This is a genomic window from Lactobacillus ultunensis DSM 16047 (assembly GCF_001436305.1).
Taxonomy (GTDB): domain Bacteria; phylum Bacillota; class Bacilli; order Lactobacillales; family Lactobacillaceae; genus Lactobacillus; species Lactobacillus ultunensis.
In genome coordinates this window covers 66,398-90,473 of record NZ_AZFO01000001.1, presented here as the reverse complement: position 1 = coordinate 90,473, position 24,076 = coordinate 66,398, and the positions used below count along the sequence as shown (strand labels likewise).

The window sequence follows — 24,076 nt, the reverse complement described above, 5'->3', positions numbered from 1 at the left end:
ATACATGAAAGTTTTAGTTATCGGTGGTGCGGGCTATATCGGTTCACACGCTGTTAGAGAATTAGTAAGAGAAGGCAACGATGTTGTTGTCCTTGATGCTTTATATACTGGTCACAGAAAGGCTGTTGATCCAAAGGCTAAATTCTACCAAGGTGATATCGAGGATACCTTCTTAGTTTCTAAGATTTTACGTGACGAAAAGATTGATGCAGTAATGCACTTTGCTGCTTACTCATTGGTTCCTGAATCAGTTAAGAAGCCACTTAAGTATTATGACAACAACGTTTCAGGCATGATTTCATTGCTTAAAGCCATGAACGATGCAGGCACCAAGTACTTGGTATTCTCAAGTTCAGCTGCTACTTATGGTATTCCTAAGAAGTTGCCAATCACCGAAGATACTCCACTTAACCCAATCAACCCATATGGTGAAACCAAGATGATGATGGAAAAGATCATGGCTTGGGCTGACAAGGCTGATGGCATTAAGTACACTGCATTGCGTTACTTCAATGTTGCTGGTGCTTCAAGCGATGGCAAGATTGGTGAAGACCATGCCCCAGAAACTCACTTGATTCCAAATATCTTGAAGAGTGCCCTTTCTGGTGATGGCAAATTCACTATTTTTGGTGACGACTACAATACTAAGGACGGTACCAATGTTCGTGACTACGTTCAAGTAGAAGACTTAATCGATGCTCACATTTTGGCATTGAAACACATGATGAAGACCAACAAGTCTGATGTCTTCAACTTAGGTACTGCTCACGGTTACTCTAACTTGGAAATCTTGGAAAGTGCCAAGAAAGTTACTGGCATTGACATCCCTTACACTATGGGACCACGTCGTGGCGGTGACCCAGACTCATTGGTTGCTGACTCAACTAAGGCAAGAACTGTTTTAGGCTGGAAGCCAAAGCACGAAAACGTTGATGATGTTATCGCAACTGCTTGGAAGTGGCACAAGAGTCACCCAAAGGGTTACGAAGATAAGTAAAGTTAATAATTAAACCTGTCTTTTTAAATATTTCTGTTATCCAAAAAACACTAGTCTGATCAACTAGTGTTTTTTATTCTCTAAAACCTAGGAAAGACTGTCTTACTCAACTAGTTGTATAATTGAGAATAAATAGGAGGGCTTTTATGGCAAGTATTAGAGATATTGCGAGAATTGCAGGCGTATCACCTGCTAGTGTTTCCCGTATTTTAAACAATGATCCTTCCTTCCATATTAACGAAGATACGCGTGGTCGAGTAATCGAAATCGCTAAACATCTGCATTATAAGAAAGGGAAAAGAAATGTTGGACCAAAACAAACGGATCCTAATCTATCCATTGCATTGATAATGCGGTATAACAAAGCGCGAGAAATTAATGATCCCTACTTTCTTAAAATGCACAACGGCATTAATGAAGAAGCAAAAAAATGGCATTTACGGATCGAACAACCTTTCAAACTAGAAGATCCAAATAAGGAATGGAATGAATTAGCTAATTTCGGTAGTGCAATTATTGAAGGAGAAATGACCCCAGCCGCAATCAAGCAAATTCAAAATATTAATTCCAACGTAATTTTTCTTGATGTTAACACTAATATCTACGGTTGCAATATTGTCCGTAATGACTTTATTGAAGCAACCACATATATCTTAGATACTTTATATGAGATGGGACACCGAAATATTGCTTATATTGGTGGGAAATCAACTGTTAACGGTCTAGATGGTAAACCTGCCTATGAAAAAGATGATTTGCGCGAAACTGGCTACCTTTCATGGATGAAATTACATAATTTAGATCAATACTGTCACGCTTATAATGCTAATTGGTCAGCCGAAGATGCACTAGCTGCAGCAACCAAAATTGCTAAATTAAAAGATCTCCCTACTGCTGTAGTAGTAGCTAGTGATCCAATGGCTCTAGGCGTATACAAAGCATTTAAAGATGCTGGTATTAATATTCCGCAAGACATTTCAATTATTAGTTTCGATGATGTTGACATTAATCGCTATTTAACTCCTACTCTCTCCAGTGTCTACATTGACACTGAAGAAATGGGAAAAACAGCTGTAAGACTTGCCAAAGATTTAATTACTGAAAAAATAAAAATCCCCCTAACTATTACTTGCCATAGTCAATTAAACCTACGCGATTCAGTTATTAAGAGATAACAAAAAGGGTACGTTAGATAATTTCTAACGTACCCTTTTTTCAATCTAGAGGGAGAGAAAAAACTTTATTAAGTTGTGAAAAATTATTCATCAAAGCCGTTGTTATCACTTAGTTTGCGATACCAGTGACCTGATTTTTTAATTGTTTTAATTTGAGTATGGATATCATCACGAACCAAACCATAACGATTACGGTAGGCATTCATCCAAGACCAGCAATCAATACCAGTCCACACAAAGTAACCATGGCAATTAGATCCTGCTTCAATACCTTTATGGAGTTCACGCAAGTGATCCTTAATGAACTTAATCCGGTAATCATCTTGTACGACACCATCTTTGATAAAACGTTCTTCACGAGAAACGCCCATACCATTTTCAGAAACAAACCAGTCAATATTGCCGTAGTTATCGCGAATATTAATAGCAATATCGTACAAAGTCTTAGGATAGATTTCCCAGCCTTTATCTACGTTCATAACACGACCTGGCATTTCATAGTTATCGAAGTAAATATCTGGCATCCAGTCTTGTAAGCTCTTCGGAGATACTTGGGGAGCTTGTACTCTTTCTGGATGATAGAAATTAACTCCTAATTCATCAATTGTATTATGCTTAATCAAATCAAGTTCTTCGGGAGTGGAATCCCATAGGACACCAGCATCACTCAAAATTTTAACCAAATCCTTTGGATAATATCCTAAGATTGCTGGGTCAAGGAACATATTGTCATCCCATAAGTTGGCAAAATGAGCAGCTGCTAAGTCATCCTTATTTTGAGAAGCTGGATAAGCAGGCGTTAAGTTCAAGATAATACCAATCTTGTTTTTGCCATCAGTAAAACGTTCATGGAATTTTTTGATTGCTTTAGCTGAAGCCAAATTAATATTGTAGGCAACTTGTACGGCTAATGGGCCATCAACCTTCAATGGATAATGGAATTTGTACAAGTAGCCACCATCAATAATTACCTTTGGTTCATTAAAAGTAAACCAATGGTGAACTCGATCGCCAAATAATTCAAAGCACTTATCTGCAAATTTAGCATAAAGATCAGTTACGTGTTTACTTTCAAAGCCACCATATTTCTTTTGCAGTTCAATAGGCATATCAAAGTGACATAAGTTAATGTATGGCGTAATCCCATCTTTTAGCATTTCGTCAATTACATTATTGTAAAAGTCAACTGCATCTTGATTAACAGTAGCTTCTTCAAAATCATCGATTAAACGTGACCATTGAATTGAGGTACGCAGGTTTTTAATTCCTGCTTCACGCATTAACTTCAAATCCGACTTATAATCATTATAAAAGTTAGAAGCAGTATCTGGACCTACACCATTATAAAAGGCTTTAGGATCAATTGAATACCAATAATCGAATACGTTTTGATGTTTCTTTTTGAAACATCCTTCTGATTGAGGGCCTGAAGTTGCAGCACCCCATGCAAAATTTTCTGGAAATTTAATCATAATTTTTCCTTCTGTTTCTATAATTGTGCGTCTTAATCAGGCAATAATTGATGATCAGCAAGTTTCTTATAAAGATTACTGCTTATTGCCATGATCAAACCCGGCATGACTAAAACACCAATAACTGGCTGCTTAATTAACAATATTGCATTTATTATCCATAATACAACACAAGTTAAAGTCAATTGCGGACAACGAATAAATAAAGCTACGCTACGTAAATAATATTGTTTATCATCTGAGAATTTATCTACTGTTGTACTAATTCCCAGTTCAGTAAGAAAGGCTAAGCATAATACTGACCAAATAGCCAAGATCCAAAAAGCTGTGCTCAAAACCATATTGGAAGAGCCCATTCTAATTAATAATCCCGCTATCCAACATAAGGAAATCAACAAAGTAGTCGCCGCAGACAAGAGGCGAATATTTATCAAATCAAAATGTACATCACTATTTACTTTCTGATGCAGATCCTGATCCTCTTTAGGGCTGGCAAAATATGCCATTGCTCCGCGAATTCCAGTAGCTATACCGCATATAATATAGTTCCTTAAAATAAGCCACCAAAACTTAATTGACATTACTACGCACATGTAGAAATATTCTACAGCTTTTATTACTTTGCTACGCACAATTAATCATTCATTTCTATTTTTATTACTTAACAGCACCAGATACACCATTGTAAATGTACTTTTGACAAGTTAAGAACAAGATCAAAATTGGGAGCATAACAATGATGACACCGGCTAAGATAACTGGCCAGTTAGTTCCATAAGGACCCTTAAAGGCATAAAGAGCAGTTGAAATAACCTTCAAATCATCATCAGGCATGTACAGTAATGGGTTGTAGAAGTCGTTGTAAATACCAACACCTGAAATAATGATAATCGTTACAATTGGGGCCTTAAGCAATGGCATGATAACTTTTCTAAAGATCTGGAAATAAGTAGCACCCTCAAGCAATGCAGCTTCATCCAATGAATATGGGATTTCTCGCAAATATTGCAAGAAGATGTAAATTGACATCGCATCAGTACCTAAATTCAATAGGATGACTGACCAGATAGTGTTGAACAAACCCATACCATTAATGATCTGGAATGTAGCAACCTGACTGGCAATTGCAGGAATAAGCATAGCCAGCAAGAACAATGTCATAATTGGCTTTTTTAACTTAAAATCAAATCTGTTAACCGCATAAGCAAACATTGCACCAAAGAAGATCTTCCCTGCCATTGATACGATCAAGATAAAGGCAGTGTTACGAAAACCTTCGAGCATCCCACCATCAATAAAGGCAGTCTTATAGTTAACGAAACTCCATGACTTCGTTAATGCAAAAACACTACCATTTAAGAATTCAGATTGTGTTTTAAATGAACCTAAAACTACAACCACGATTGGGATCAAAGTACACAGACTGACAAAAATCAGAAAGGCATATTTTAAAATCTTCCAGAAAATCTGTCCAGCCGTATAATGCTTGTGCTTATTTACGGGTACATCGTCAATCGCTTGTGCAGCGATCTCCTTCTCTCTTCTATTTTCGTTCTGATTCATAAATTAGTCCTTCTCTCTAGTGGCTAAACGCTGAACAACAGTAACGATAATGATGATAATCAACAATACGATCGCCATCGCAGAAGCTAAACCCAACTTGTTAAACTTAAAGGCCGTATTGATAGTTTGGATAACGAACGTTGAAGTACCGTTGGCACCGTTGGTCATGATATATGGCGTATCGAATGCGCTCAAACAACCGCTGACACTCAAGATTACGTTTACCAAGAAGATTTCTCTAATGGCTGGGAACATAATATATCTGAATTGTTGCCACTTATTGGCACCATCCATATCCGCAGCTTCGTAAATTTCTGGATCAACTGACTGAATTGCACCAAAGAATAGTAAGAAGTTATATCCTGTATATCTCCAAAGCGAAGTCATGGCAATTGACCAGTTATTAGTCGAACGGTTACCTAACCACAACTTAATCCAGCTATCTAAACCAAAGAAGTGAAGGATCGTATCTAAAGTACCTTGTTGTTTGTAGAAGTAAAGGAAAATAAAACCGATCGCAACCCCATTAATTAGGTATGGGAAGAAAACCAATCCCTTCCAAAGATTAGGAAACTTAACTTTATAAGAAAGTACTACGGCAAGGAGCATCGCTACAGCTAATTGCAAAATAGCAACGGCAAAGTAGTACAAACTTACTTTAAACACTTGAATATATTGTGGATTAGTCAAAACCGTCTTGTAGTTTTGAAGACCTACAAATTTACTATGAGCACTAATTCCATCCCAATTTGTAAAACTGTATTGAATCATCTTTACCAAAGGTAAATATGAGAATACTAGAAGCAGTGCAACTGGAACAATAGTGAAGAGAACTACAATAATTTTTCTTTGCAGGCGATAATTCGTTTTGAATTTTTCTATTGCGTTCTGCATAAAAATTCTCCTAACTAAAATGCTGGGATCTATCTGAAGATTCCAGCATTTCTAAACATTAATTACTTAACGTCCTTGTCGACAGCCTTGTTCCACTTTCTATTCATTTCATTCATGATAGATGCGAAACTTTCTTTGTTGTTACCTACACCAGCGTCAACGATCTTTTGCTTGTAATCTTCAGTAGTTTGGAATCCGATTTCGGCATCGTTATTAACTCTTTGAAGCAAATCTTCTTCACCTTTAGGAGCTGGAGTATTTTGTAAAATACCAACACCGGCGTTCTTCAATGATTGCATAGCTACTGGCCACTTAGCACTCTTCAAAGTTGGAATAGCACCATTGTCTCTTGCATAGCTTGACTTGTTTACGAACCAATCTACGAATTCCTTAGCAGCTTTCTTATTCTTGCTGTGCTTTGAAACAGCTAATGAATAGTCAGCACCAATTGAAACATATTGTTTGCCGTTCTTTGCAGTCATTGGGAAGGCTGAGTAAACAATGTTCTTCTTAGCAGCCTTACTCTTAGCTTGGATTTGTTCCAAAGCCCATGAACCCAAGACCATTACACCAATCTTGTTATCAGCCATGTCTTGCTTTGATTGTTCCCAGTCAGAAGTAGTTGGGTCGCCTTCAACAAGCTTATCCTTACATGCAGTGTAAAGAACATTGTAAATGGTGTTCATTGGTTTACCTGGAGCAAATGGATTCTTCATCTTCATCATTTCGTTTAAGTAGTTAGGATCACCAGTTACACCAACTGTTTGGTTATCCCAGTTGCTAAGAGCAAAACCTGAGTGATAGTTAGTGTATAAAGGAGTTACGCCCTTTTCCTTGGATTTAATCGCCTTAAGTGCTGCAATAAATGACTTAGGGGTCTTAGGAATTGAGTTATAACCTGCCTTCTTGAAGACTTCTTTATTAACAATAATACCGTTGGCATTAATCATTGAAGGAATACCATAAACAGTACCATTGTATTGCTTAGCTGTAATACCGTAATACTTCTTATCTAATTTGTTAACCTTGCCAAGAGGTTCTACAAAGTGTGAATAGTCTTTAGCATTGACTGAATCTGGCAACATAAAGACATCACCATAATTACTTGAGTTCATACGTGTCTTCATGTTTGTAGCATAGTCATTCAATGCTTGGACCTTAACTTGAATATCTGGGTGACTCTTTTGGAATTCCTTAATATATTTATCCCAAGTACCGTCTTGCTTCAAGTCAGTTCTTTGATTGATAAAAGTGATAGTTTCTTTCTTGGATTTACCACAACCGGTTAATCCAACAGCTAAAGCAGTGATTGCTGCTAATCCAGCAGCACATTTAAGCACTGCTTTAAACTTACCCTTCTCCATATCAAAATCCTCGATTCTAAAAAATATTCTCTCCGCGCTTCTAAAAGCGCTTTCAAATTGATTACGGTTTCAATATAGCACTTGAATTTTAATTTTCAAAATCCTTGTAAACATAAAACGTTTACATACGAATTATTTCAATTATTTCTTGACAAGACTACTTATATAGCAATATATTAGCCTTGTAAGCGAATACAAATTAAGTAAATAAACTACTTATGTTTACATACACGGAGGCTTGTTTTGGTAAACGTAAACAATTTTAAATCATATATTGGTTTAGGAACTAAGCCTACCGATTTTGATCAAGTATGGAACAAAGGAAAAAAGGCAGTAGATGCTTTAGGAACTTCCTATCAATTAAAAAAAGTAGATCTTCCTTCTCATGTTGCTGATTTTTACCATCTATACTTTATTGGAATTAGTGGTGCACGTGTCCATGCTCAATTAGTTCTACCTAAACATATAGAAGGAAAACATCCCGGTGTATTGCTTTTCCATGGTTATCACTGCGACAGCGGGGATTTTCAAGATAAAGTTGGCTGGGCAGCTGAAGGCTTTGTTTCATTAGCACTTGACTGCCGAGGTCAAGGTGGTCTGTCAGAAGATAACGTTCCAGTTAAAGGCGATATTCTAAATGGCCTGATCATTCGCGGTGTCGAAGAATGGAATCCAGAAAAGCTTTACTACTATCGAGTATTTCTTGATACCTATCAAGCAGCTCACATTCTTATGTCAATGGAACACGTTGATGAGAAGAAGATCTTCGCTCAAGGAGCTTCTCAAGGCGGTGGTCTTTCAATTGCCTGTGCTGGTCTTGTACCAGAAATTTATAAAGTACAAGTTGCTTATCCTTTTCTATCAGATTATAGAAAGGCATATCAGTATGGACCAAATACAGCATTTAGTGAATTGAGCTACTGGTTTAAATATCGTGATCCTCTTCATAAGAACGAAACTGATTTCTTCAATCTTTTGGATTACATTGATATTAAATATCTAGCAGAAAATATTAAAGCCCAAGTTTTATGGGAGATTGGTGGCAGTGATGAACTGGTTCCACCAGAAACACAAATGGCCGCATATAACAGGATCAAATCTAAGAAACAACTTTATGTTGAACCTGAATACGGTCATGAATATCTCCCTCACCTGGGCGATGAAACAAGGAGTTTTTTCATTGAATAAATTAATTTACATCAATCAAGATAAACTGGAGTTCCATTTAACTAATGGTCATATCTCCTACATTTTGCGAGTAATGCCCCAAATCAAACAGCTAGAATCTGTTTACTTTGGCAAAGCCGTTCATGTACGTAAAGATCTTCATAATTTGGATGAATATGAACCAGGTTCTGGCTGTCAATTATTCCCTAAAACAGGTATTGCATCCCTAGAACATAGAAGACAAGAATATCCAACTTATGGCACAACTGATTTTAGAAAACCTGCTTTTGAAATTAAATACAACGACGGTGATAAAATTAGCAATTTTCAATTTGACAGTTATCAAGTCTTAAATGGTGCACCTTATTACAAAGATATGCCTCATGTACGTTATGCAGATGACGCTGAAACGTTAGTAATCTTACTTAAAGACCAATATAGTGATCTAGAATTAAAACTTAACTACACTATTTTTCCAGATATTGACATCATCGTTAGAAACGCTGAATTCTTTAATCCTGGTAGAAACAGCTACGACTTGTTAGCTGCTAAAAGTGCTAGCTTTGATTTGCCAACCACTAATTATGATTTGATCACTTTAAATGGTGCCTGGGCGCGTGAACGGCATGTTAACCGCACTCCACTTCGCCCCGGTATTCAAGAAATCGGCTCAGTTCGTGGAGCAACTGGACATATTCATGACCCATTTATTGCTTTAGCTGACAAAAATACTACTCAAAACAAAGGCAATGTCATTGGATTGACTTTGATGTACTCTGGTAATCACCAAGAAACTGTAGATGTTAACACCTACGGAGTAACCAGAGTAATGACCGGTATTAGTGATGCCGACTTCGACTGGGTTCTTGAACCAATGTCCAATTTTGTAACTCCACAAGCAGTCTTAAGCTTCTCTAGTCATGGCTTCAACGGATTAAGTCATAATTATCATGACTTAATTAGAAATCATATTATTGAAAAACGTTGGCAAAAATCTGCTCGTCCAGTTCTCATTAACAATTGGGAAGCCACCTACTATGATTTTAATGAACAAAAATTAGTCAAATTAGCCAAAGAAGCTAAAGATATCGGCTGTGACTTATTTGTCTTAGACGATGGTTGGTTCGGCCATCGTATGAGCGATACAGGTTCTATGGGTGACTGAGAAGTTGACAAAAAGAAATTGCCTAAAGGCTTGGATCATTTAGTTAACAAGATTCATGATCTGGATATGAAATTCGGACTATGGTTTGAACCTGAAGCTTTATCAATGGATACTAACCTTTATAAGGAACATGTAAGTTGGCTACTTGGAAATAATAAAAAGCATCTTTCTCAAGGTCGTAACCAATATCTAGTCGACTTTGCCAACCCAGCTGCGGTAACCTTCTTATTCAAAAAGATCAGTAAAATTATTGACCAAATTCATCCTGATTACATTAAGTGGGATATGAATAGAAATATTACTGAACCTTATTCAAATTATTTGCCTAAAGAAGAACAAGGCGAAGTCTTCCACCGTTACATTATGGGTGTTTACCGTTTATACCAAATGCTTACTGAAAAGTATCCGAATATTTTATTCGAATCTTGTGCTGGCGGTGGTGGTCGATACGATTTAGCAATGTTCTACTACGCACCTCAAGCCTGGACCAGTGATGATACCGATGCTTATGAACGTTGGCAGATTCAAACTGGCACATCTTATGTATACCCACCTGCAGTTATGGGAGCACATGTGTCAATTGTGCCTAACCACCAAACAGGACGCGTTACCCCATTACATTCACGGGTTAACATCGCAATGTTCGGTACTTATGGTTATGAATTTGACTTAACCAAGTTGACTAAAGAAGAAAAAGAAGAGCTTAAGAAGGGAACGGAACAATTCCATCACTTCCATGACTTAATTTTCAAAGGCGATTTCTATCGCCTAGAGCCAAGCAATCCGCAACATGGTGCTTGGGAAGTTAACTCTAAAGATAAGCAACATGCAGTAGTTTGCTACTTCTATGGTTTAAGTGAACCTAACCACGGTTATTATCATGTAAAGCTTGCTGGTCTTGATCCTGATCAATTATATGAAATCAATGGTCATCGCAAACTTTATGGTGATGAACTAATGAATATTGGTTTACCACTAACTGAAGACTATAGAGGGCGTGAAGATCAATATTGGTCTCAACCTAAAGCAGACTTTGATACTAAGATTTTTGAATTAAAAGCAATTAATGAATAATAAGATTGGAGAAATAGAAAATGGTTAAAGTAGATTTAGATCATGTTTACAAGATGTACAAGGGCAACGATAAGTATTCTGTAAGTGACTTTAACTTACATATTGATGACCAAGAATTTATCGTTTTTGTTGGTCCTTCAGGCTGTGGTAAATCAACCACTTTGAGAATGATTGCCGGACTGGAAGATATTACTAAGGGTACATTAAAGATCGGTGGCAAGGTAATGAACGATGTTGCTCCTAAGAACCGTGATATTGCCATGGTTTTCCAGAACTATGCTTTGTATCCTCAAATGACTGTATATGACAACATGGCCTTTGGTTTGAAACTGCGTCATACACCAAAAGATGTAATTGATAAAAAGGTACAAAGAGCCGCTGAAATTTTAGGATTAAAACCATATTTAAAGCGTAAGCCTGCTGCCCTTTCAGGTGGTCAACGTCAGCGTGTTGCTTTGGGTCGTGCTATTGTGCGGGATGCTCCTATCTTCCTAATGGACGAACCTTTATCAAACTTGGATGCGAAGTTACGTGTCACCATGCGTGCTGAAATTGCTAAATTGCACCAACAACTGAAAACCACTACTATCTATGTAACTCACGACCAAACAGAAGCTATGACTTTGGCTGATAGAATCGTTGTCATCAAAGATGGTGTTCAACAACAAGTTGGTACGCCAATGGAAGTTTACAACAAGCCTGCTAATATCTTCGTAGCCGGCTTCATTGGCTCTCCTGCTATGAACTTCTTCCATGTAATTCTAAAAGATGGCAAAATTATTGATAAAGATCACCATGATTTTGAAATTCCTGTTCCAGAAGGTAAGCTTAAGATCTTAAGAGACAAAGGTTATGAAGGTAAAGAATTAGTCTTTGGTATCCGTCCAGAGGATGTTCACACTGAAGAAGTCTTCCTTGAAAGCTTCCCAGAACAAGTAGTAAAGGCAAAAGTTGTTGTTTCTGAGCTTTTGGGTGCTGAAACTCAACTTTATTGTAAGGTTGGAAACACTGACTTAGTTTCTAAGGTTGATGCTCGTGACTTCACTAAACCTGGCGCTGAAGTCAAAATGGGCTTTGAAATGAACAAGGCACACTTCTTTGATCCAGAAACTACGAAGACTCTGGACAACTAAATTTTACTTTTCCCCTTTTAAATCAAAACAAAAATAATAAATGAATCCTAAAAAAACGAGAAAGTTCAAACTGAGCTTTCTCGTTTTTGCCTCTTATTTGCTTCTACTTTTCAGTTGCATAGTCAGCAATATTTAATTCCTTAGTAGTTGTACCAACTAAATACTTCGGATCCTGAATAGGTTTGCTATAATGTTTCGTCGTCAAAGTCAACTTACGATAATGGTCGCTGAAATTGAGAAAAATGACATAATTATATTGCGGCGTATGAATATCATTAGTGTTATAAGCTACACTATAAATTTTAGATGCTTCTGCCTTGGTCAAGTGCTTGATATCCTTGACAAGAACCTTTTTACCATCCAAACCCTTAGCTCTTTGTCCTAGGCTCCAAACAGCTAGCTTAACTGCGGCAATAGTCGAATCTTTAGAGTTTAATACTTCTTGTGCTGATTTCAATTCATTATTATAGGCATCCCTATTAGCACGTTTAGTCAAACGGTAAGCATCACTCTTCTTAATGCTTGTGCTCTTATCAATTTCAGCTTGTAAAACACTTTTATCATTAGCTGTAGCTACCTTGCTATCCTGCTCAGCTTCTTGGGCAGTATTTACTGGATCTAATTTAACACCAGTTATCTTGACATCGCTTTGCTTAACAAAACCGTTACCAACATATTTTTTAACATCGCCAAGCCTGTAAGACTCTCCTTCCGGCGTCATTACATATTGGCTGCTAAGGTGATAGAAAAGCTCTGCCTTTTGATCACTAGGAACCCAAATATACATTAAGCGGTCCACTTCAACTTGCCGTTCAATATTGGTTGCTGCATGCGGAACAACTACAGCAGATGGAGTGCCATTAATGGTATAAATTGGCATATCTGCTGGTTGCGTGTACTCTGCATAAGTATAATGCTGCAGATTATAATCGGCGACTTTCATCGGCTTACGGGGAGTAACATCTAGATATGATAAGTAGGCATCGGTCTTACCCTTAATTCTATAAAAGGGAACAGCAGAATCATCATTGAAAGCAGCAAAATCATCGGTACCACTGGCAGGCGTATAAAGATATTGATCTACTTCAATCTTTTGTCCTTTTTTATACTTGGTATCATTGGTTTGACCATCCTTAGTATAACTAACTACGCCATCTCGTTTAATAGTTACATAAGTTTCATCAACATATTGAATTTTGCCATTGACCGCTCTGACATTGGCAGCCTTGATATAGCGATTCGTGCCAACTCGATAATACTTCACGCCCTTAATGGTTTTAGTTCCATAAAAACGTACTGGTGTATTCTTCTTTAAAGTTGATACTCTAACCCGCTTACCTTTATTGTTATAAACATAAGAGTTATAATCCAGCATTAAAGTATTCTTATTATCCAGTTTGGCCACTGCGTTGGATCTAATGTAGACATTTTTGCCTACACGATAATACTTTTTACCTTTAATAGTGAGCAGTCCACTTAACCGTGGCAAAGTAGTATTAGGTTTAATTAGACTATTAAGCAGTTTGCCATGACCATCATAGCGGTCGGTATAGTCTACCGGATCGGTAGTAATCGTCTTCTTGCTTGTCTTTTTAGCAGCTTGGACAGTTAACGATTGATTATTGCTAATTACAGCTACAGGGCTAAGAGTCATTAACGTTGCTGCAGAAATTAAGATAATCTTCTTATTAATTTTCATTTTCGCACCTCGTAATCTATGTTAGAAAATATTGACTCAATTAGGTCAAATAAGTGCATTTGACTATCTTTGAGCCAAGAATGCCTGCTTTCTTCTGCCAATATTCACGGAAAACCTTTTTAACACTCCGCCTAGTTAGAACCAAGCGAAACTGGAAGGACAACTTTCTATCCATTTCAACCAGCAGATTACTCACAAACCAACTATTTTCTTTGTTAAGCGACTTCTCAAATGAGAGGAGTCCATTTAACAGGACGCAACACTACGCCCGCTATCCCTTTATCAAATGAAAACTTAGAGAATGCTTTTTTAATGATTTGCAAAGCCCCATTGACATCCGCATTTATCAAGCGGCCATCATTTGCTTTAAACAGGCCACGATGAATACGCCGATTGATCGGGGTTTTGCCTTGCTTTTGGCGACTCCGGTTGCCATTCTCCCCACAAGGCTTTTCGTGGTCCAAAGCACTGGTTTGACTAGTGTAGGCTTCGTTGGTTCTGATAACCGTGATCCCTTGCAGGTTGGCTTTATACTGAATCAGGTCAAGCATCGTTTTGTGCGGAATGCCGATAAAATTCTGATTGCTTCTTTTACCCATGTCAGACGAGCGTTTCCAAGATTTATTATTGCCAATGACAATCGTATTAGCTTCACAGCTTAGCGCATAGTCTACGATACGCTTGGATGCTTTGTGGGCGAATTGCCTAATCTTGGCATTGCGCCAGGCAGTCAATCGCTGCATGGCCTTGGTTTCTTGATAAACCGGCTTAGCTCCTTGCTTTGTCTGAACGGTGCTTTCTAGCTGATGATATTTGGCCTGCAAGCTTTTCAATCGAGAGCGCTCCTTATTGTAGTACTGATTAACTGATTTGAGGCTGCGCCCATTGATTAATAAAGGACAGGCTCCGGTATTGCCAGCACAAGCAAAGGCATTATCGACTCCAGGATCGATCCCTATATATCTGCCGTTGTCTGGCAAATAGCTGATTTCTTTATTCGTTTTGTACTGCACGATCAGACGATAACCGCCATAAGTCGGTTTAAAGGCTACTCGCTGTATTTTTTTAATTTTAGGGTCAAGCTTTACTTTCACCTGCAACTTAGGAATGATCAGATAATTGCCTTTAAGCCTGGCATTCTGATTGGTCACAAAGAAAATATGCCTTTGCTTTTGGCGTAAATATTTAGGAATCCGAGGACGGCCAGTAAACTTTGCCGGATTCTTTTGATATGCTTTTAGGGCCTTGAGCCATGCCGACCAGACGGTATTGACTTCTTTTAAAGTCTGTTGAGCGGATTGCACATAAAGCAGGTCATGGTAAAGCAGGGATTCTTTTTTAGCATATCTTTCTTTGAAGAGCCGATCTAGTTGACTATAGCCTTTAACGTATTTTCTCTTAAAAAAGCCCTGGCGCAAGTCATACAAAGCTCGATTGTACAGATCATGTGCTTTATGGCTGCATTGATCCAGCAACGGACTGGCTGCAATAAAATACTCGCTGGCTAGATATTCATACTGAAAGGCATTTCTAGGAATAGATTTATTGCTTTTCAATCTTCGTGCCTCCTTTCCGGTTAAGCGTTGCTTCAATTAATTTGCGTTCAGCTCGCCGATGCGAATATTCTCGCATCGAAAAACAGTGAAGCAGACTGATTATCTCTTCAAACAATTCTTGTTCGTCCGTTTTAGGATTCATTTCATCAGAAATAATTTCAATTTCTGTGTGGTAGTTCTTAAATAAATACTCAAACAGCTCAAAGCCGACCCGGCTTAAACGATCCCGATGGGTTATCACTACTCGCTTGACCTTGCCAGCAAGAATCAAATCCAGCATTTTAAAAAAGCTTTTGCGGTTTTCAAAAGAAATACCGCTAGCAATGTCGCTGTAAGAATTGCTTACCTGATAGCCTTTAGCTTGCGCATATTCCTTTAGTTCTTTCATTTGATCGGCTAAATCCGTTTTCTGCTTGTAGGTAGAAACCCGGCCATAAAGAACGGTCTGTCGTGGCATATTTTTGTTTTTTAGCAGCCAAACCGAATCATCGTCAAAATCATATTGACCGGTTTCTTTAGGTTCAGCCTTCAAGATGCCTTTTTCACGATACCTCTTCAAAGTCGAGCGACTAATCTGAAGCAATTTCATAACTTCTCCAGCTTTCATCTGCTCACCTCCTTTAATATTATTATATCATATGTAGTCATAATATAATTAATTAAAACAAAAAAGCTCATCAATAGGCTATCAAAAGCATATTGATGAGCTAATTTAATTAATTATTTGTGACTATATCTTTATTATACTTATCTTGATACTAATAATTTAATTATTCGAACTATCTCAAGGAAAACTCTAGAACTAAATAAGCAAAAAATGTCCATAAAACACGTCACAGTAAATCGTCATGACGTATATTATGGACATTTATTTTTATCTTTTAAGTTAATTAATCAGTATACTTACCATCATCTTTAACAAATAAGGCAACAATAAATCCAATAACTGTTAAAGCAATGGTGAAGTACATTCCATAATGAACACCATTGGTAAATCTTAAAGCTTCAGAACCGCTAATTGCATTTCTTCCCATTTGTTAAGAAACTAGTAGCAAGAGCCGTAGCCAAGGCACCTACAATCTGTTGCATGGTATTTAAAATTGCAGAACCATCGGCTGATTCCAGTCCCTTAAGAGAGTTCAAAGCTGAAGTTTGTGAAGGTGACATAGCAAGTGGTGCACCAATCATCAAAATGATATGGGCTAAGATGACATACCAGATAGCACTATGAGTAGTTACCAAACTAAGCATTAAGGCACCAATGAAGGCAACGGCAAAACCGATTCTGGCAGGCCACTTAGAACCAAAACTATCATACATTCTCCCTGCTAATGCGGAAGTAATGGCATTGATAATCCCACCTGGCAACATAATAATACCGGTTAAGGCAACAGCTACCAGCAAACCATTTTGCAAGTACTGTGGCAAGAGGTACATTGCTGATAGAATGATGCCAAAGTCGACCATGACTAAAATTGCGCCTAAAGTAAAGTTGTGGTGTCTGAAAACACGCATGTTCAAAACAGGTACATTAAGCTTAAGTTGACGTTTAACGTAGAATACTAAAGCGATGACACCTACAATCAAGCACGCCAAGACTGGTACTGAGAGCCAGCCCATTTCACTAGCAAAACTGGCCCCAGCAATTAGTCCTGAGAAAGCAAAGACAGATAAAATAATTGAGATAAAATCAATCTTTGGCTTGGTGATTTGACTAACATTGGCTAAGCTGAATAGACCAACTACAAACGCGATTACTAGAAATACAACAAAAGTAAAGAAGATGTCACGCCAAGTACCTGCAGCTAAAATCAAACCAGTCAAGGTTGGCCCAATCGCTGGTGCAAACATGATAACTAAGGCAAGAACACCATTTACGGTACCCAACTTATTAGGTGGGAAAATCAGCATCGCAATAGTGAACATTAAAGGTAAAATAATTCCAGTACCTATACCCTGAATCATTCTACCTATTAATACCATTGGAAAACTTACGCCAAATCCAGAAATAAGTGAACCAATAATAAAGGCAGCTAAGCCAAATAAAACTAATTTTTTGGTCGTAAACCACTTGGTCAATAAACTTGAAAGTGGCAGGACTATCCCGATTACCAACATATAACCAGTAACCAGCCATTGAATTGAAGACTGACCAACTTGAAGAGCCTTCATCAATTGTGGTAAGGCAATATTCAGTGAAGTTTCACTAAACATCCCTACAAATGATCCTAACATTAATGGGAAAATGGCAAGCCATGGACGTTTAACGTCAACACGAGCTTTCATTCCAACTTGAGTTTTTTCCATTAATTAAATATCCCCCTTTTCATACAACGTTGATTACTTTACCAAAAATATTTTTTCTTCGTAAGTAAAAGTTTTATGTAAACGAATTCATTGACAGAAAAGGTGAATTGCATGAAAAAAAGGCATCGAAAATTGACACCTTTTTTACTTAATCAAATTCAATTTTAATATTTCAAATCACTAAATTGTTTATTAGAATTTTGTTTAGCTAATGCCTTACTCTTCCAGTAAACAGCATTAGTACGACCATTTGAATTCGCAGAAACGATTACGCTTTGACCATTTTCGGTATGTGGTGCTAAGTATGTGCTGCCCTGACCAGGTTCTTGTCCCATATTAGTAAAACTGTAGAAATTAATACCATTAATAGTAGCTTGCTTCATATAGCCGGAATTAGTACCGGAAGAACTAGAGCCTTTCTTCTTAACATCCATGCTAAAGCCAGCTTCATCATTAATCTTGTTATCCGTTACAGTTAAAGTATCAATATTGCCATTACCAGTATCAGCAGTATACCAAGTACCTTGAAGAGTTGACGGAATTACACTAGCTGAATTGGTGTGTTGAACTGGTGAGGTCTTGCGCTCATCTTCATCTCCAGCTAATTTAACGTTCAACTGCGTATTCTTGGCCAAGCTTTTAACAGTATCGCCAGCATTCTTACTATTTAAGTAGCTAACAATATTACCTAAGCTAACAGTTCCAAGATCACGTTGTTTTACGAAAATGGTGACTTGCTTATCAGCACCATCTCCGCCACCTAGCATGTAGCGAGCATTACTACTCTTGCCCGTACCGCTAACTTCATAAACGTAACCACTATTGTCTGAAGAAATATCTGTATCTGCCTTACTTCTGAAAGCAACACTTAAATTGTTTTGCTTAGCCGCATTAACAGCAATCTCCCAGGTATCTCCATATTTTTGAGCAGCATAGACAGCAATTGCACTAGCTGTAGTCTTATAGTCCATGTCATTTGCGGAAAGTTTAGTTGTATCTTTTTGAGAACTAGTCTTTGCAGAAGGTTTAGCACTTGAACTCTTCTTTGAAACTTGACTAGTTTTAGATTGTGATTGTTGTGACTTAGTTCCTCCCTGCGTGCTTTGACTACATCCTGCTAAGGTCAAAGCGGCAGAAACAGCAATAAGTACAGTTAATTTACGTTTCAAAAGGATTCCCCTTTTCTTTAAAATACTATCTCTTTTTCATAATAATATTATAAAAAAGTATCTAAGCCAAATTTTTATAGCTAAATTATAGGAAATTTACAAATTACTTCAAACTAGCAAAATCGGCATCTTCATAAACCTTAGCTAATTCAACTGATTTCCAATAAGAGTTTATATAATCACCTGTATCTACACTATAAGTGACTACAGCAATGTCTTTTCCCTTCTTTTGAACAGAATATAGCAAGCCAAAATTCTGAGCATTCAAACTCTGAACGTGGTAGCAGTCTATTCCATTAATATTTTCTATTCTTGCTCTTGCCCATTTATCAGTCTGATCAAATCTTTCTGCTGCAATACCTGAATCAGCTATTTTATGAATTTCTTCACCATCGATTGTATGAGCTGTAATGACTAACTTTTTGCCTTTCCGGGTATACCAAGTGCCTTGTAGTTTCTTAGGAACATTTGCTAATCCATTATCACCCTTAACGCCATATTTATCAGAAGTAATCGAAGCCCCTACAGTAGTATTAACTGCTAATTTTTTGACAGCTGTACTTTTATCTTTCTTATTTAAATAAGAAATAATCTCATCTAAATTTGCACTCCCAAGCTTTTTATCATTATAAAAATCAACTCTTTAATCATCTATCGTATAAAAAGTTGTTGATTCTTTACTATTACCGCTAACTTGATAGATATATTGCTTACCTTTAACATTTTTAAAACCAGTTTGATTTTTTGTCGCTACAAGTAATCTATTGCTAATAGCACGATGATAAACATTTTGCCATGCTTTTTTATATCTCATAGCTGCATAAATAGTAATTGCACTTGCCTTTTCAGAATCCGAGAGTTTATTAATAGCTAGTTTTTGAGACATTTGGCTCTGAGCATTACTTATTCTATTGTGTTTGAGATAAGACTTTTGATTGCAAGCACTTAAACCTAATGCCGCAACTGATACAAAGATTATTGCTAATAATTTTCTACTCATTCAAATGCTCCAGCTTACGATACAACATAAAAATATCCCTAAAAGTCTCTTAGGGATACTATCACTAGTATTTTTTATTATTATATAGCAATTCTTACTCTTTTGCAGTGCGAATTCTTTTAGATTTATTAAAGTTTTAATATCAAAAATTTATAATGACATAAAAAAAGACCTCATGGCTTTTGCCATGAGATCTATCTTAATCTAATTACCAGTTCATGTAACGTTTACGTTCCCAATCAGAAACTGATTGTGAGTACTTAGACCATTCCAATTGCTTAGATTCAATAAAGCTATGAGTTAAGTGTTCACCTAATGCACTCTTAATCAAATCATCAGCCTTAAATGCCTTAATAGCATTGTGAAGAGTAGTAGGAAGTGGCTTAATGCCTGCCTTAGCTCTTTCTTCTTCAGTCATTTCAAAGATGTTTTCTTCGACTGGCTTCATTGGCATCTTGTGTTCCTTAATACCATTCAAACCAGCAGTTAAACATGCAGCTAACAATAAGTATGGGTTAGCAGTTGGATCAGCTGAACGCATTTCCAAACGAGTATTAATTTCACCGGCACTTGGGATACGAACAAGTGGTGAACGGTTCTTAGCAGCCCATGCAATGTATACAGGAGCCTCAAAGCCTGGAATCAAACGCTTGTATGAGTTAACAGTTGGGTTACCAATAGCAGTAATTGCACGAGCGTGTTCCAAAATACCATTCAAGAAGTAAAGTGCTGTATCTGAAAGGTGGAATTCGCCATCTTTGTCATAGAATACATTTTGCTTACCCTTAAAGAGTGACATGTTGTTGTGCATCCCGTTACCAGCTTGACCCTCAACTGGCTTAGCCATAAATGTAGCAAACAAGCCGTGCTTTCTGGCAATGTGACGTGCAACCATCTTGAAAGTTTGACATCTGTCAGCAGTTGCTAAAGCATTATCAAATCTAAAGTCGATTTCTTGTTGACCATCACCAACTTCGTGGTGAGCAGCTTCAACTTCAAAGCCAATGCTTTCCAAAGTTTCAACGATATCACGACGGCAACGTGCACCTTCATCATCTGAAGTCATATCAAAGTATGAAGCATGATCTGGAACTTCAGTAGTCCAGTTACCATCATCATCTAACTTGAAGAGGTGGAATTCCATTTCAAAACCAATGTCAAATGCGTCAAAGCCAGCATCCTTCATTTGTGCAATAACGCGTTTCAAATTGTTTCTTGGATCACCTGCAAAAGGCTTACCATCAGTTGTGTGAACTGAGCAAATTAAACGACCAATTTTACCACCGTGTTCGTCTCCCCATGGCAATACTGACCAGGTTGAAAAGTCTGGGTATAAAACCATGTCACTTTCTTCAAGACGTACAAAACCATCAATTGAAGAACCGTCAAAACGAATATCATTGGTTAAAACCTTATCCAATTGACTCTTTGGTACTTCAACAGCTTTTTCAGTACCGTTAATATCAGTAAAGCAAAGACGTAAAAATCTAACATCCTTGTCTTCTACTTCTTGTTTAATTTCTTCTGCAGTATATTGTTTACTCATAGTATTATCCACCTATAAAAACAAAAAATATTAAATTGGTATGGTCCTATGATTTATTTCTATCTCCTAGAACTGTCTAATACAATAGCAGACCAATTAAAAAAAGTCAAATTGGTCTAGTAGAAATTTTCAATCTTTACTTTTTGTTAAAAAAGGTATCGCGAACCGAATTAATAATAGCAACTTTATCATGTGCATAGGTTAATCCGCCCTGCATATATACAGCGTAAGGTGGTCTAATCGGACCATCTGCAGAAAACTCAATAGTTGATCCAGAAACAAAGTTCCCAGCAGCCATAATGATTTTATCCTCATAGCCCTCCATATGAACTGCTTCAGGCGTAACGAAGGAGTCAATTGGTGAATTCTTTTGCACTTCTTGTACAAATTTAACCATCTTGTCAGGATCATTAAAGATAATAGTTTCAATAATGTCGCTCCGCTTTTCATCCCATGCAGGAGTAACATTCATCCCCATTTTTGCAAACAAGGCAGCGGCAAAAATCATTCCTTTTTCAGCCATGCCAGTAACATTAGGTGCTAAGAAAAAGCCTTCATAGAAATCATGCAAGTGTCCAATGGTTGCTCCTTCGTCCGTACAACCGGGTGCTGTTAAAGCTAATTTAGCATTCTCAACTAAGTCTTTTTTACCCACAATATAGCCACCGGTCTTGGCTAGACCACCGCCTGCATTTTTGATTAAAGAGCCAGCCATTAAATCTGCACCATATTCAGTTGCTTCATGTTTTTCAGAAAATTCACCATAGCAGTTGTCAATAAATACAATGCTTTCTGGGCTAACCTTCTTAACAAAAGCAATCATTTCTTTGATTTGGTCAATTGTAAAGGTCTTTCTGGTGGAATAACCACGTGAACGTTGAATAGCTACTACCTTTGGATGATCACGTTTTAATATCTTTTCAGCAGCATCATAATCAACCACATTTTGATCATTTAGTGGCACATAAGAAAATTTAACGCCTTTTTCAGCTAATGTACCACGTTTATCATCAGTTAAGCCAATCACTTTTTGTAAAGTATCATATGGCATCCCCGTTAAATAAGTTAAAGTATCGCCATGCTTCAAATTGCCATTTAATGCAGTAAATAAAGTATGAGTACCTGAAACAAATTGCGGACGAACTAACGCATCCTCAGTTTGAAAGACCTGCGCATATATCCGATCTAATTTGTCACGTCCCATATCATCATCACCATAGCCTGTAGCACCATTTAAATCAGCTTCCGCAACATCATTATCTTGAAAAGCTTCAAGCACTTTGGCCTGGTTAAAAACGATCTGATCCTCAATCTCCTCTAACTTAGGAGCAATTTGATGATCGACTTCTTTAACAATTTTTTGTAATTTTTCTGGTAAATTATTCATTTTTCCATTCCTCGATTCGTGTGATAATTTTCTGCTCACAATTAGGATCATTTAAAGGATCAAACCAAGTAATTGGCAATTGATTTCTGAAATAAGTCAATTGTCTTTTAGCATACCGTCTTGAGGCAGTCTTTAGTTGCGTAACGCAATCATCTAAACTAGCTGTTTTTTCAAAATAAGGGAAAAATTCTTTATAAGCAATTGCTTGTAAAATCTGATGCTCATTCATGCGATGATCATAGATGAATTTTGCTTCTTTGAGCATCCCTCTTTGCATCATTTTATCTACTCGTAAATTGATTCTACGATAAATTTCCTGTCTATCCGAATTTAAGCCAATAATTAAATAGTCATATCTTGGCTCAATCTTTTTTTGCTGCTCCGAAAACTTTCTACCAGTACGATCAATTACAGTTAGTGCGCGCATTGTTCTACGTGAATTAGGTACCGGTATTTTCTTAGCCGCTACGGGATCCTTTTCATTCAATACTTGCCATAACTTTTCTGGTCCATAACGAGCCAGATACTCTTCCCATTTTTGAGAGGTACCTCGATCCTCATCTTTTTTCTCACCTAATTGCATCTTGTTTAATAAAGCATTGACATAAAAACCAGTTCCACCTGCCAAAATAGGCATCTTATGTTTAGCACTAATTTCTTTAATTGCTTGTTGTGCTTCATCTACAAAGTCTTTGACTGAATATTCATCAAAAACAGAGCGCGTATCAACTAAATAATGTTTGACTTTCGCCTGTTCTTCTTTTGTTGCTTTGGCAGTTCCCACTTCAACTTCACGATAAATCTGCATCGAATCGCCAGAAACAATCTCACCATTTAGTTTTTGTGCCAGTGAAATTGCTAAATCAGTTTTTCCAATCGCTGTGGGACCCACAAGCGCTAATACTTTTTGCATATCAACCATCTTTTCAAGAGATTATTTTTACATGAAAAAAGCACATTTGGACAAATCCTCCAAATGTGGCTTTTTAATTAATATTTAGACTTCTTAGTTCTGCCATCCCAGGTCTCAAAACCACCCTTAAGCCAGTGGATTGAAACAAAGCCCTTCTTCTTCAAGAAACGGGCAGCTCTTAAAGTAATTGTGTTTGAGTCTGAATAAAGATAAACAGGCAAATCACTTCTTAGTTCGCTATATTGATACTTAAGCATCGAATATGGCAAACTACGTGCACCATCAATATGCTTACGCTTGAATGGTTCTTTTTCACGCAGATCAATAATTTGTGCCTTGCGCATGCCCTCTTTAAATTCTTCATTGGTCAATTCTCCACCTAGAGATTTAGCTTGAATCTTATTCCAAGCCCAAATACCACCGATAACTAAAAGAATAACCAATAAAACTGTATCTAAGACAATTAAAAAACTCGACATAAAATCTAATCTGCCC

The 24,076-nt window shown here is 37.2% G+C and carries 18 protein-coding genes and 3 pseudogenes; 6 read left to right on the top strand and 15 right to left on the bottom strand.

Annotated features, from left to right (window positions below; genetic code table 11):
• Nucleotides 1–4 precede the first annotated feature (4 nt).
• Both galE and FC57_RS00435 read left to right on the top strand, forming a co-directional pair.
• Nucleotides 5–997 (top strand): UDP-glucose 4-epimerase GalE, encoded by a 993-nt coding sequence (gene galE, locus FC57_RS00440; RefSeq protein ID WP_007126489.1) that lies wholly within the window; start codon nucleotides 5–7, stop codon nucleotides 995–997.
• Nucleotides 998–1,143: 146 nt separating this feature from the next.
• Nucleotides 1,144–2,172 carry a LacI family DNA-binding transcriptional regulator gene (locus FC57_RS00435; protein WP_007126490.1) on the top strand — a complete coding sequence of 343 codons (1,029 nt, stop codon included), beginning with the start codon at nucleotides 1,144–1,146 and terminating at the stop codon, nucleotides 2,170–2,172.
• A gap of 83 nt (nucleotides 2,173–2,255) precedes the next feature.
• Here the strand turns inward: FC57_RS00435 and FC57_RS00430 are convergent, their stop codons facing one another.
• The 5 genes from FC57_RS00430 to FC57_RS00410 all read right to left on the bottom strand — a co-directional run bounded on the left by FC57_RS00430 (nucleotide 2,256) and on the right by FC57_RS00410 (nucleotide 7,465).
• On the bottom strand, nucleotides 2,256–3,644 hold the full coding sequence (locus FC57_RS00430) for a glycoside hydrolase family 1 protein (protein ID WP_007126491.1): 1,389 nt from the start codon (nucleotides 3,642–3,644) through the stop codon (nucleotides 2,256–2,258).
• 32 nt (nucleotides 3,645–3,676) lie between these two features.
• Nucleotides 3,677–4,150 carry a hypothetical protein gene (locus FC57_RS00425; RefSeq protein WP_148449500.1) on the bottom strand — a complete coding sequence of 158 codons (474 nt, stop codon included), beginning with the start codon at nucleotides 4,148–4,150 and terminating at the stop codon, nucleotides 3,677–3,679.
• A gap of 151 nt (nucleotides 4,151–4,301) precedes the next feature.
• On the bottom strand, nucleotides 4,302–5,207 hold the full coding sequence (locus tag FC57_RS00420; RefSeq protein ID WP_007126493.1) for a carbohydrate ABC transporter permease: 906 nt from the start codon (nucleotides 5,205–5,207) through the stop codon (nucleotides 4,302–4,304).
• Nucleotides 5,208–5,210: 3 nt separating this feature from the next.
• Nucleotides 5,211–6,101 carry a carbohydrate ABC transporter permease gene (locus FC57_RS00415; RefSeq protein WP_007126494.1) on the bottom strand — a complete coding sequence of 297 codons (891 nt, stop codon included), beginning with the start codon at nucleotides 6,099–6,101 and terminating at the stop codon, nucleotides 5,211–5,213.
• Between the two features lie 62 nt (nucleotides 6,102–6,163).
• Nucleotides 6,164–7,465 carry an ABC transporter substrate-binding protein gene (locus FC57_RS00410; protein WP_007126495.1) on the bottom strand — a complete coding sequence of 434 codons (1,302 nt, stop codon included), beginning with the start codon at nucleotides 7,463–7,465 and terminating at the stop codon, nucleotides 6,164–6,166.
• A 243-nt stretch (nucleotides 7,466–7,708) separates the two neighbouring features.
• Between FC57_RS00410 and FC57_RS00405 the strand changes: the two genes are divergently transcribed.
• The 4 genes and pseudogenes from FC57_RS00405 (at nucleotide 7,709) to FC57_RS00390 (ending at nucleotide 12,004) form a co-directional block, all read left to right on the top strand.
• Nucleotides 7,709–8,653: an acetylxylan esterase gene (locus tag FC57_RS00405; protein WP_007126496.1), complete on the top strand. Its 945-nt coding sequence runs from the start codon at nucleotides 7,709–7,711 to the stop codon at nucleotides 8,651–8,653.
• Nucleotides 8,580–10,541 (top strand): annotated as a pseudogene (locus FC57_RS11185) (alpha-galactosidase); the annotation flags it as partial. The gene FC57_RS00405 and the pseudogene FC57_RS11185, both read left to right, overlap by 74 nt.
• Nucleotides 10,542–10,871 carry a GH36 C-terminal domain-containing protein gene (locus FC57_RS11180; protein ID WP_262361608.1) on the top strand — a complete coding sequence of 110 codons (330 nt, stop codon included), beginning with the start codon at nucleotides 10,542–10,544 and terminating at the stop codon, nucleotides 10,869–10,871. It begins immediately after the preceding pseudogene.
• A 20-nt stretch (nucleotides 10,872–10,891) separates the two neighbouring features.
• The gene (locus FC57_RS00390; protein ID WP_007126499.1) at nucleotides 10,892–12,004 is read left to right on the top strand and encodes an ABC transporter ATP-binding protein; all 1,113 of its coding nucleotides are present in this window, start codon (nucleotides 10,892–10,894) and stop codon (nucleotides 12,002–12,004) included.
• A 103-nt stretch (nucleotides 12,005–12,107) separates the two neighbouring features.
• On the opposite strand, the gene FC57_RS00385 is transcribed toward FC57_RS00390, so the two are convergent.
• From FC57_RS00385 to FC57_RS00340, 10 genes and pseudogenes are all read right to left on the bottom strand, one after another.
• Nucleotides 12,108–13,703, bottom strand: coding sequence for an SLAP domain-containing protein (locus FC57_RS00385; RefSeq protein WP_007126500.1), 1,596 nt, complete (start codon nucleotides 13,701–13,703; stop codon nucleotides 12,108–12,110).
• Nucleotides 13,704–13,930: 227 nt separating this feature from the next.
• The gene (locus FC57_RS00380; RefSeq protein ID WP_007126501.1) at nucleotides 13,931–15,259 is read right to left on the bottom strand and encodes an RNA-guided endonuclease InsQ/TnpB family protein; all 1,329 of its coding nucleotides are present in this window, start codon (nucleotides 15,257–15,259) and stop codon (nucleotides 13,931–13,933) included.
• Nucleotides 15,246–15,866: an IS607 family transposase gene (locus FC57_RS00375; protein ID WP_007126502.1), complete on the bottom strand. Its 621-nt coding sequence runs from the start codon at nucleotides 15,864–15,866 to the stop codon at nucleotides 15,246–15,248. Before FC57_RS00375 ends, FC57_RS00380 begins: the two co-directional genes overlap by 14 nt.
• A 283-nt stretch (nucleotides 15,867–16,149) precedes the next feature.
• Nucleotides 16,150–17,566: pseudogene (locus tag FC57_RS00370) on the bottom strand (DHA2 family efflux MFS transporter permease subunit).
• A 164-nt stretch (nucleotides 17,567–17,730) separates the two neighbouring features.
• The gene (locus tag FC57_RS00365) at nucleotides 17,731–18,735 is read right to left on the bottom strand and encodes a hypothetical protein (protein ID WP_007126505.1); all 1,005 of its coding nucleotides are present in this window, start codon (nucleotides 18,733–18,735) and stop codon (nucleotides 17,731–17,733) included.
• Nucleotides 18,736–18,838: 103 nt separating this feature from the next.
• A pseudogene (locus FC57_RS11450) lies at nucleotides 18,839–19,735 on the bottom strand (ABC transporter).
• A gap of 208 nt (nucleotides 19,736–19,943) precedes the next feature.
• Nucleotides 19,944–21,281 carry a type I glutamate--ammonia ligase gene (gene glnA, locus FC57_RS00355; protein ID WP_007126508.1) on the bottom strand — a complete coding sequence of 446 codons (1,338 nt, stop codon included), beginning with the start codon at nucleotides 21,279–21,281 and terminating at the stop codon, nucleotides 19,944–19,946.
• Nucleotides 21,282–21,417: 136 nt separating this feature from the next.
• On the bottom strand, nucleotides 21,418–22,668 hold the full coding sequence (locus FC57_RS00350; protein ID WP_007126509.1) for a methionine gamma-lyase family protein: 1,251 nt from the start codon (nucleotides 22,666–22,668) through the stop codon (nucleotides 21,418–21,420).
• On the bottom strand, nucleotides 22,661–23,581 hold the full coding sequence (gene miaA, locus FC57_RS00345; RefSeq protein WP_040529788.1) for a tRNA (adenosine(37)-N6)-dimethylallyltransferase MiaA: 921 nt from the start codon (nucleotides 23,579–23,581) through the stop codon (nucleotides 22,661–22,663). The genes FC57_RS00350 and miaA overlap by 8 nt, the downstream gene beginning before the upstream one ends.
• Before the next feature lie 77 nt (nucleotides 23,582–23,658).
• A complete protein-coding gene (locus tag FC57_RS00340; RefSeq protein ID WP_007126511.1) occupies nucleotides 23,659–24,060 on the bottom strand; it encodes a rhodanese-like domain-containing protein in 402 nt (133 codons plus the stop codon).
• Between the last annotated feature and the right edge of the window lie 16 nt (nucleotides 24,061–24,076).

What these genes read in the sequence shown, in the direction of transcription:
- galE (WP_007126489.1), top strand. Translation starts at nt 5, where the DNA reads ATGAAAGTTTTAGTTATCGGTGGTGCGGGCTATATCGGTTCACACGCT.
- FC57_RS00435 (WP_007126490.1), top strand. Translation starts at nt 1,144, where the DNA reads ATGGCAAGTATTAGAGATATTGCGAGAATTGCAGGCGTATCACCTGCT.
- FC57_RS00430 (WP_007126491.1), bottom strand. Translation starts at nt 3,644, where the DNA reads ATGATTAAATTTCCAGAAAATTTTGCATGGGGTGCTGCAACTTCAGGC.
- FC57_RS00425 (WP_148449500.1), bottom strand. Translation starts at nt 4,150, where the DNA reads ATGGCATATTTTGCCAGCCCTAAAGAGGATCAGGATCTGCATCAGAAA.
- FC57_RS00420 (WP_007126493.1), bottom strand. Translation starts at nt 5,207, where the DNA reads ATGAATCAGAACGAAAATAGAAGAGAGAAGGAGATCGCTGCACAAGCG.
- FC57_RS00415 (WP_007126494.1), bottom strand. Translation starts at nt 6,101, where the DNA reads ATGCAGAACGCAATAGAAAAATTCAAAACGAATTATCGCCTGCAAAGA.
- FC57_RS00410 (WP_007126495.1), bottom strand. Translation starts at nt 7,465, where the DNA reads ATGGAGAAGGGTAAGTTTAAAGCAGTGCTTAAATGTGCTGCTGGATTA.
- FC57_RS00390 (WP_007126499.1), top strand. Translation starts at nt 10,892, where the DNA reads ATGGTTAAAGTAGATTTAGATCATGTTTACAAGATGTACAAGGGCAAC.
- FC57_RS00385 (WP_007126500.1), bottom strand. Translation starts at nt 13,703, where the DNA reads ATGAAAATTAATAAGAAGATTATCTTAATTTCTGCAGCAACGTTAATG.
- FC57_RS00375 (WP_007126502.1), bottom strand. Translation starts at nt 15,866, where the DNA reads ATGAAAGCTGGAGAAGTTATGAAATTGCTTCAGATTAGTCGCTCGACT.
- glnA (WP_007126508.1), bottom strand. Translation starts at nt 21,281, where the DNA reads ATGAGTAAACAATATACTGCAGAAGAAATTAAACAAGAAGTAGAAGAC.
- FC57_RS00350 (WP_007126509.1), bottom strand. Translation starts at nt 22,668, where the DNA reads ATGAATAATTTACCAGAAAAATTACAAAAAATTGTTAAAGAAGTCGAT.
- miaA (WP_040529788.1), bottom strand. Translation starts at nt 23,581, where the DNA reads ATGCAAAAAGTATTAGCGCTTGTGGGTCCCACAGCGATTGGAAAAACT.
- FC57_RS00340 (WP_007126511.1), bottom strand. Translation starts at nt 24,060, where the DNA reads ATGTCGAGTTTTTTAATTGTCTTAGATACAGTTTTATTGGTTATTCTT.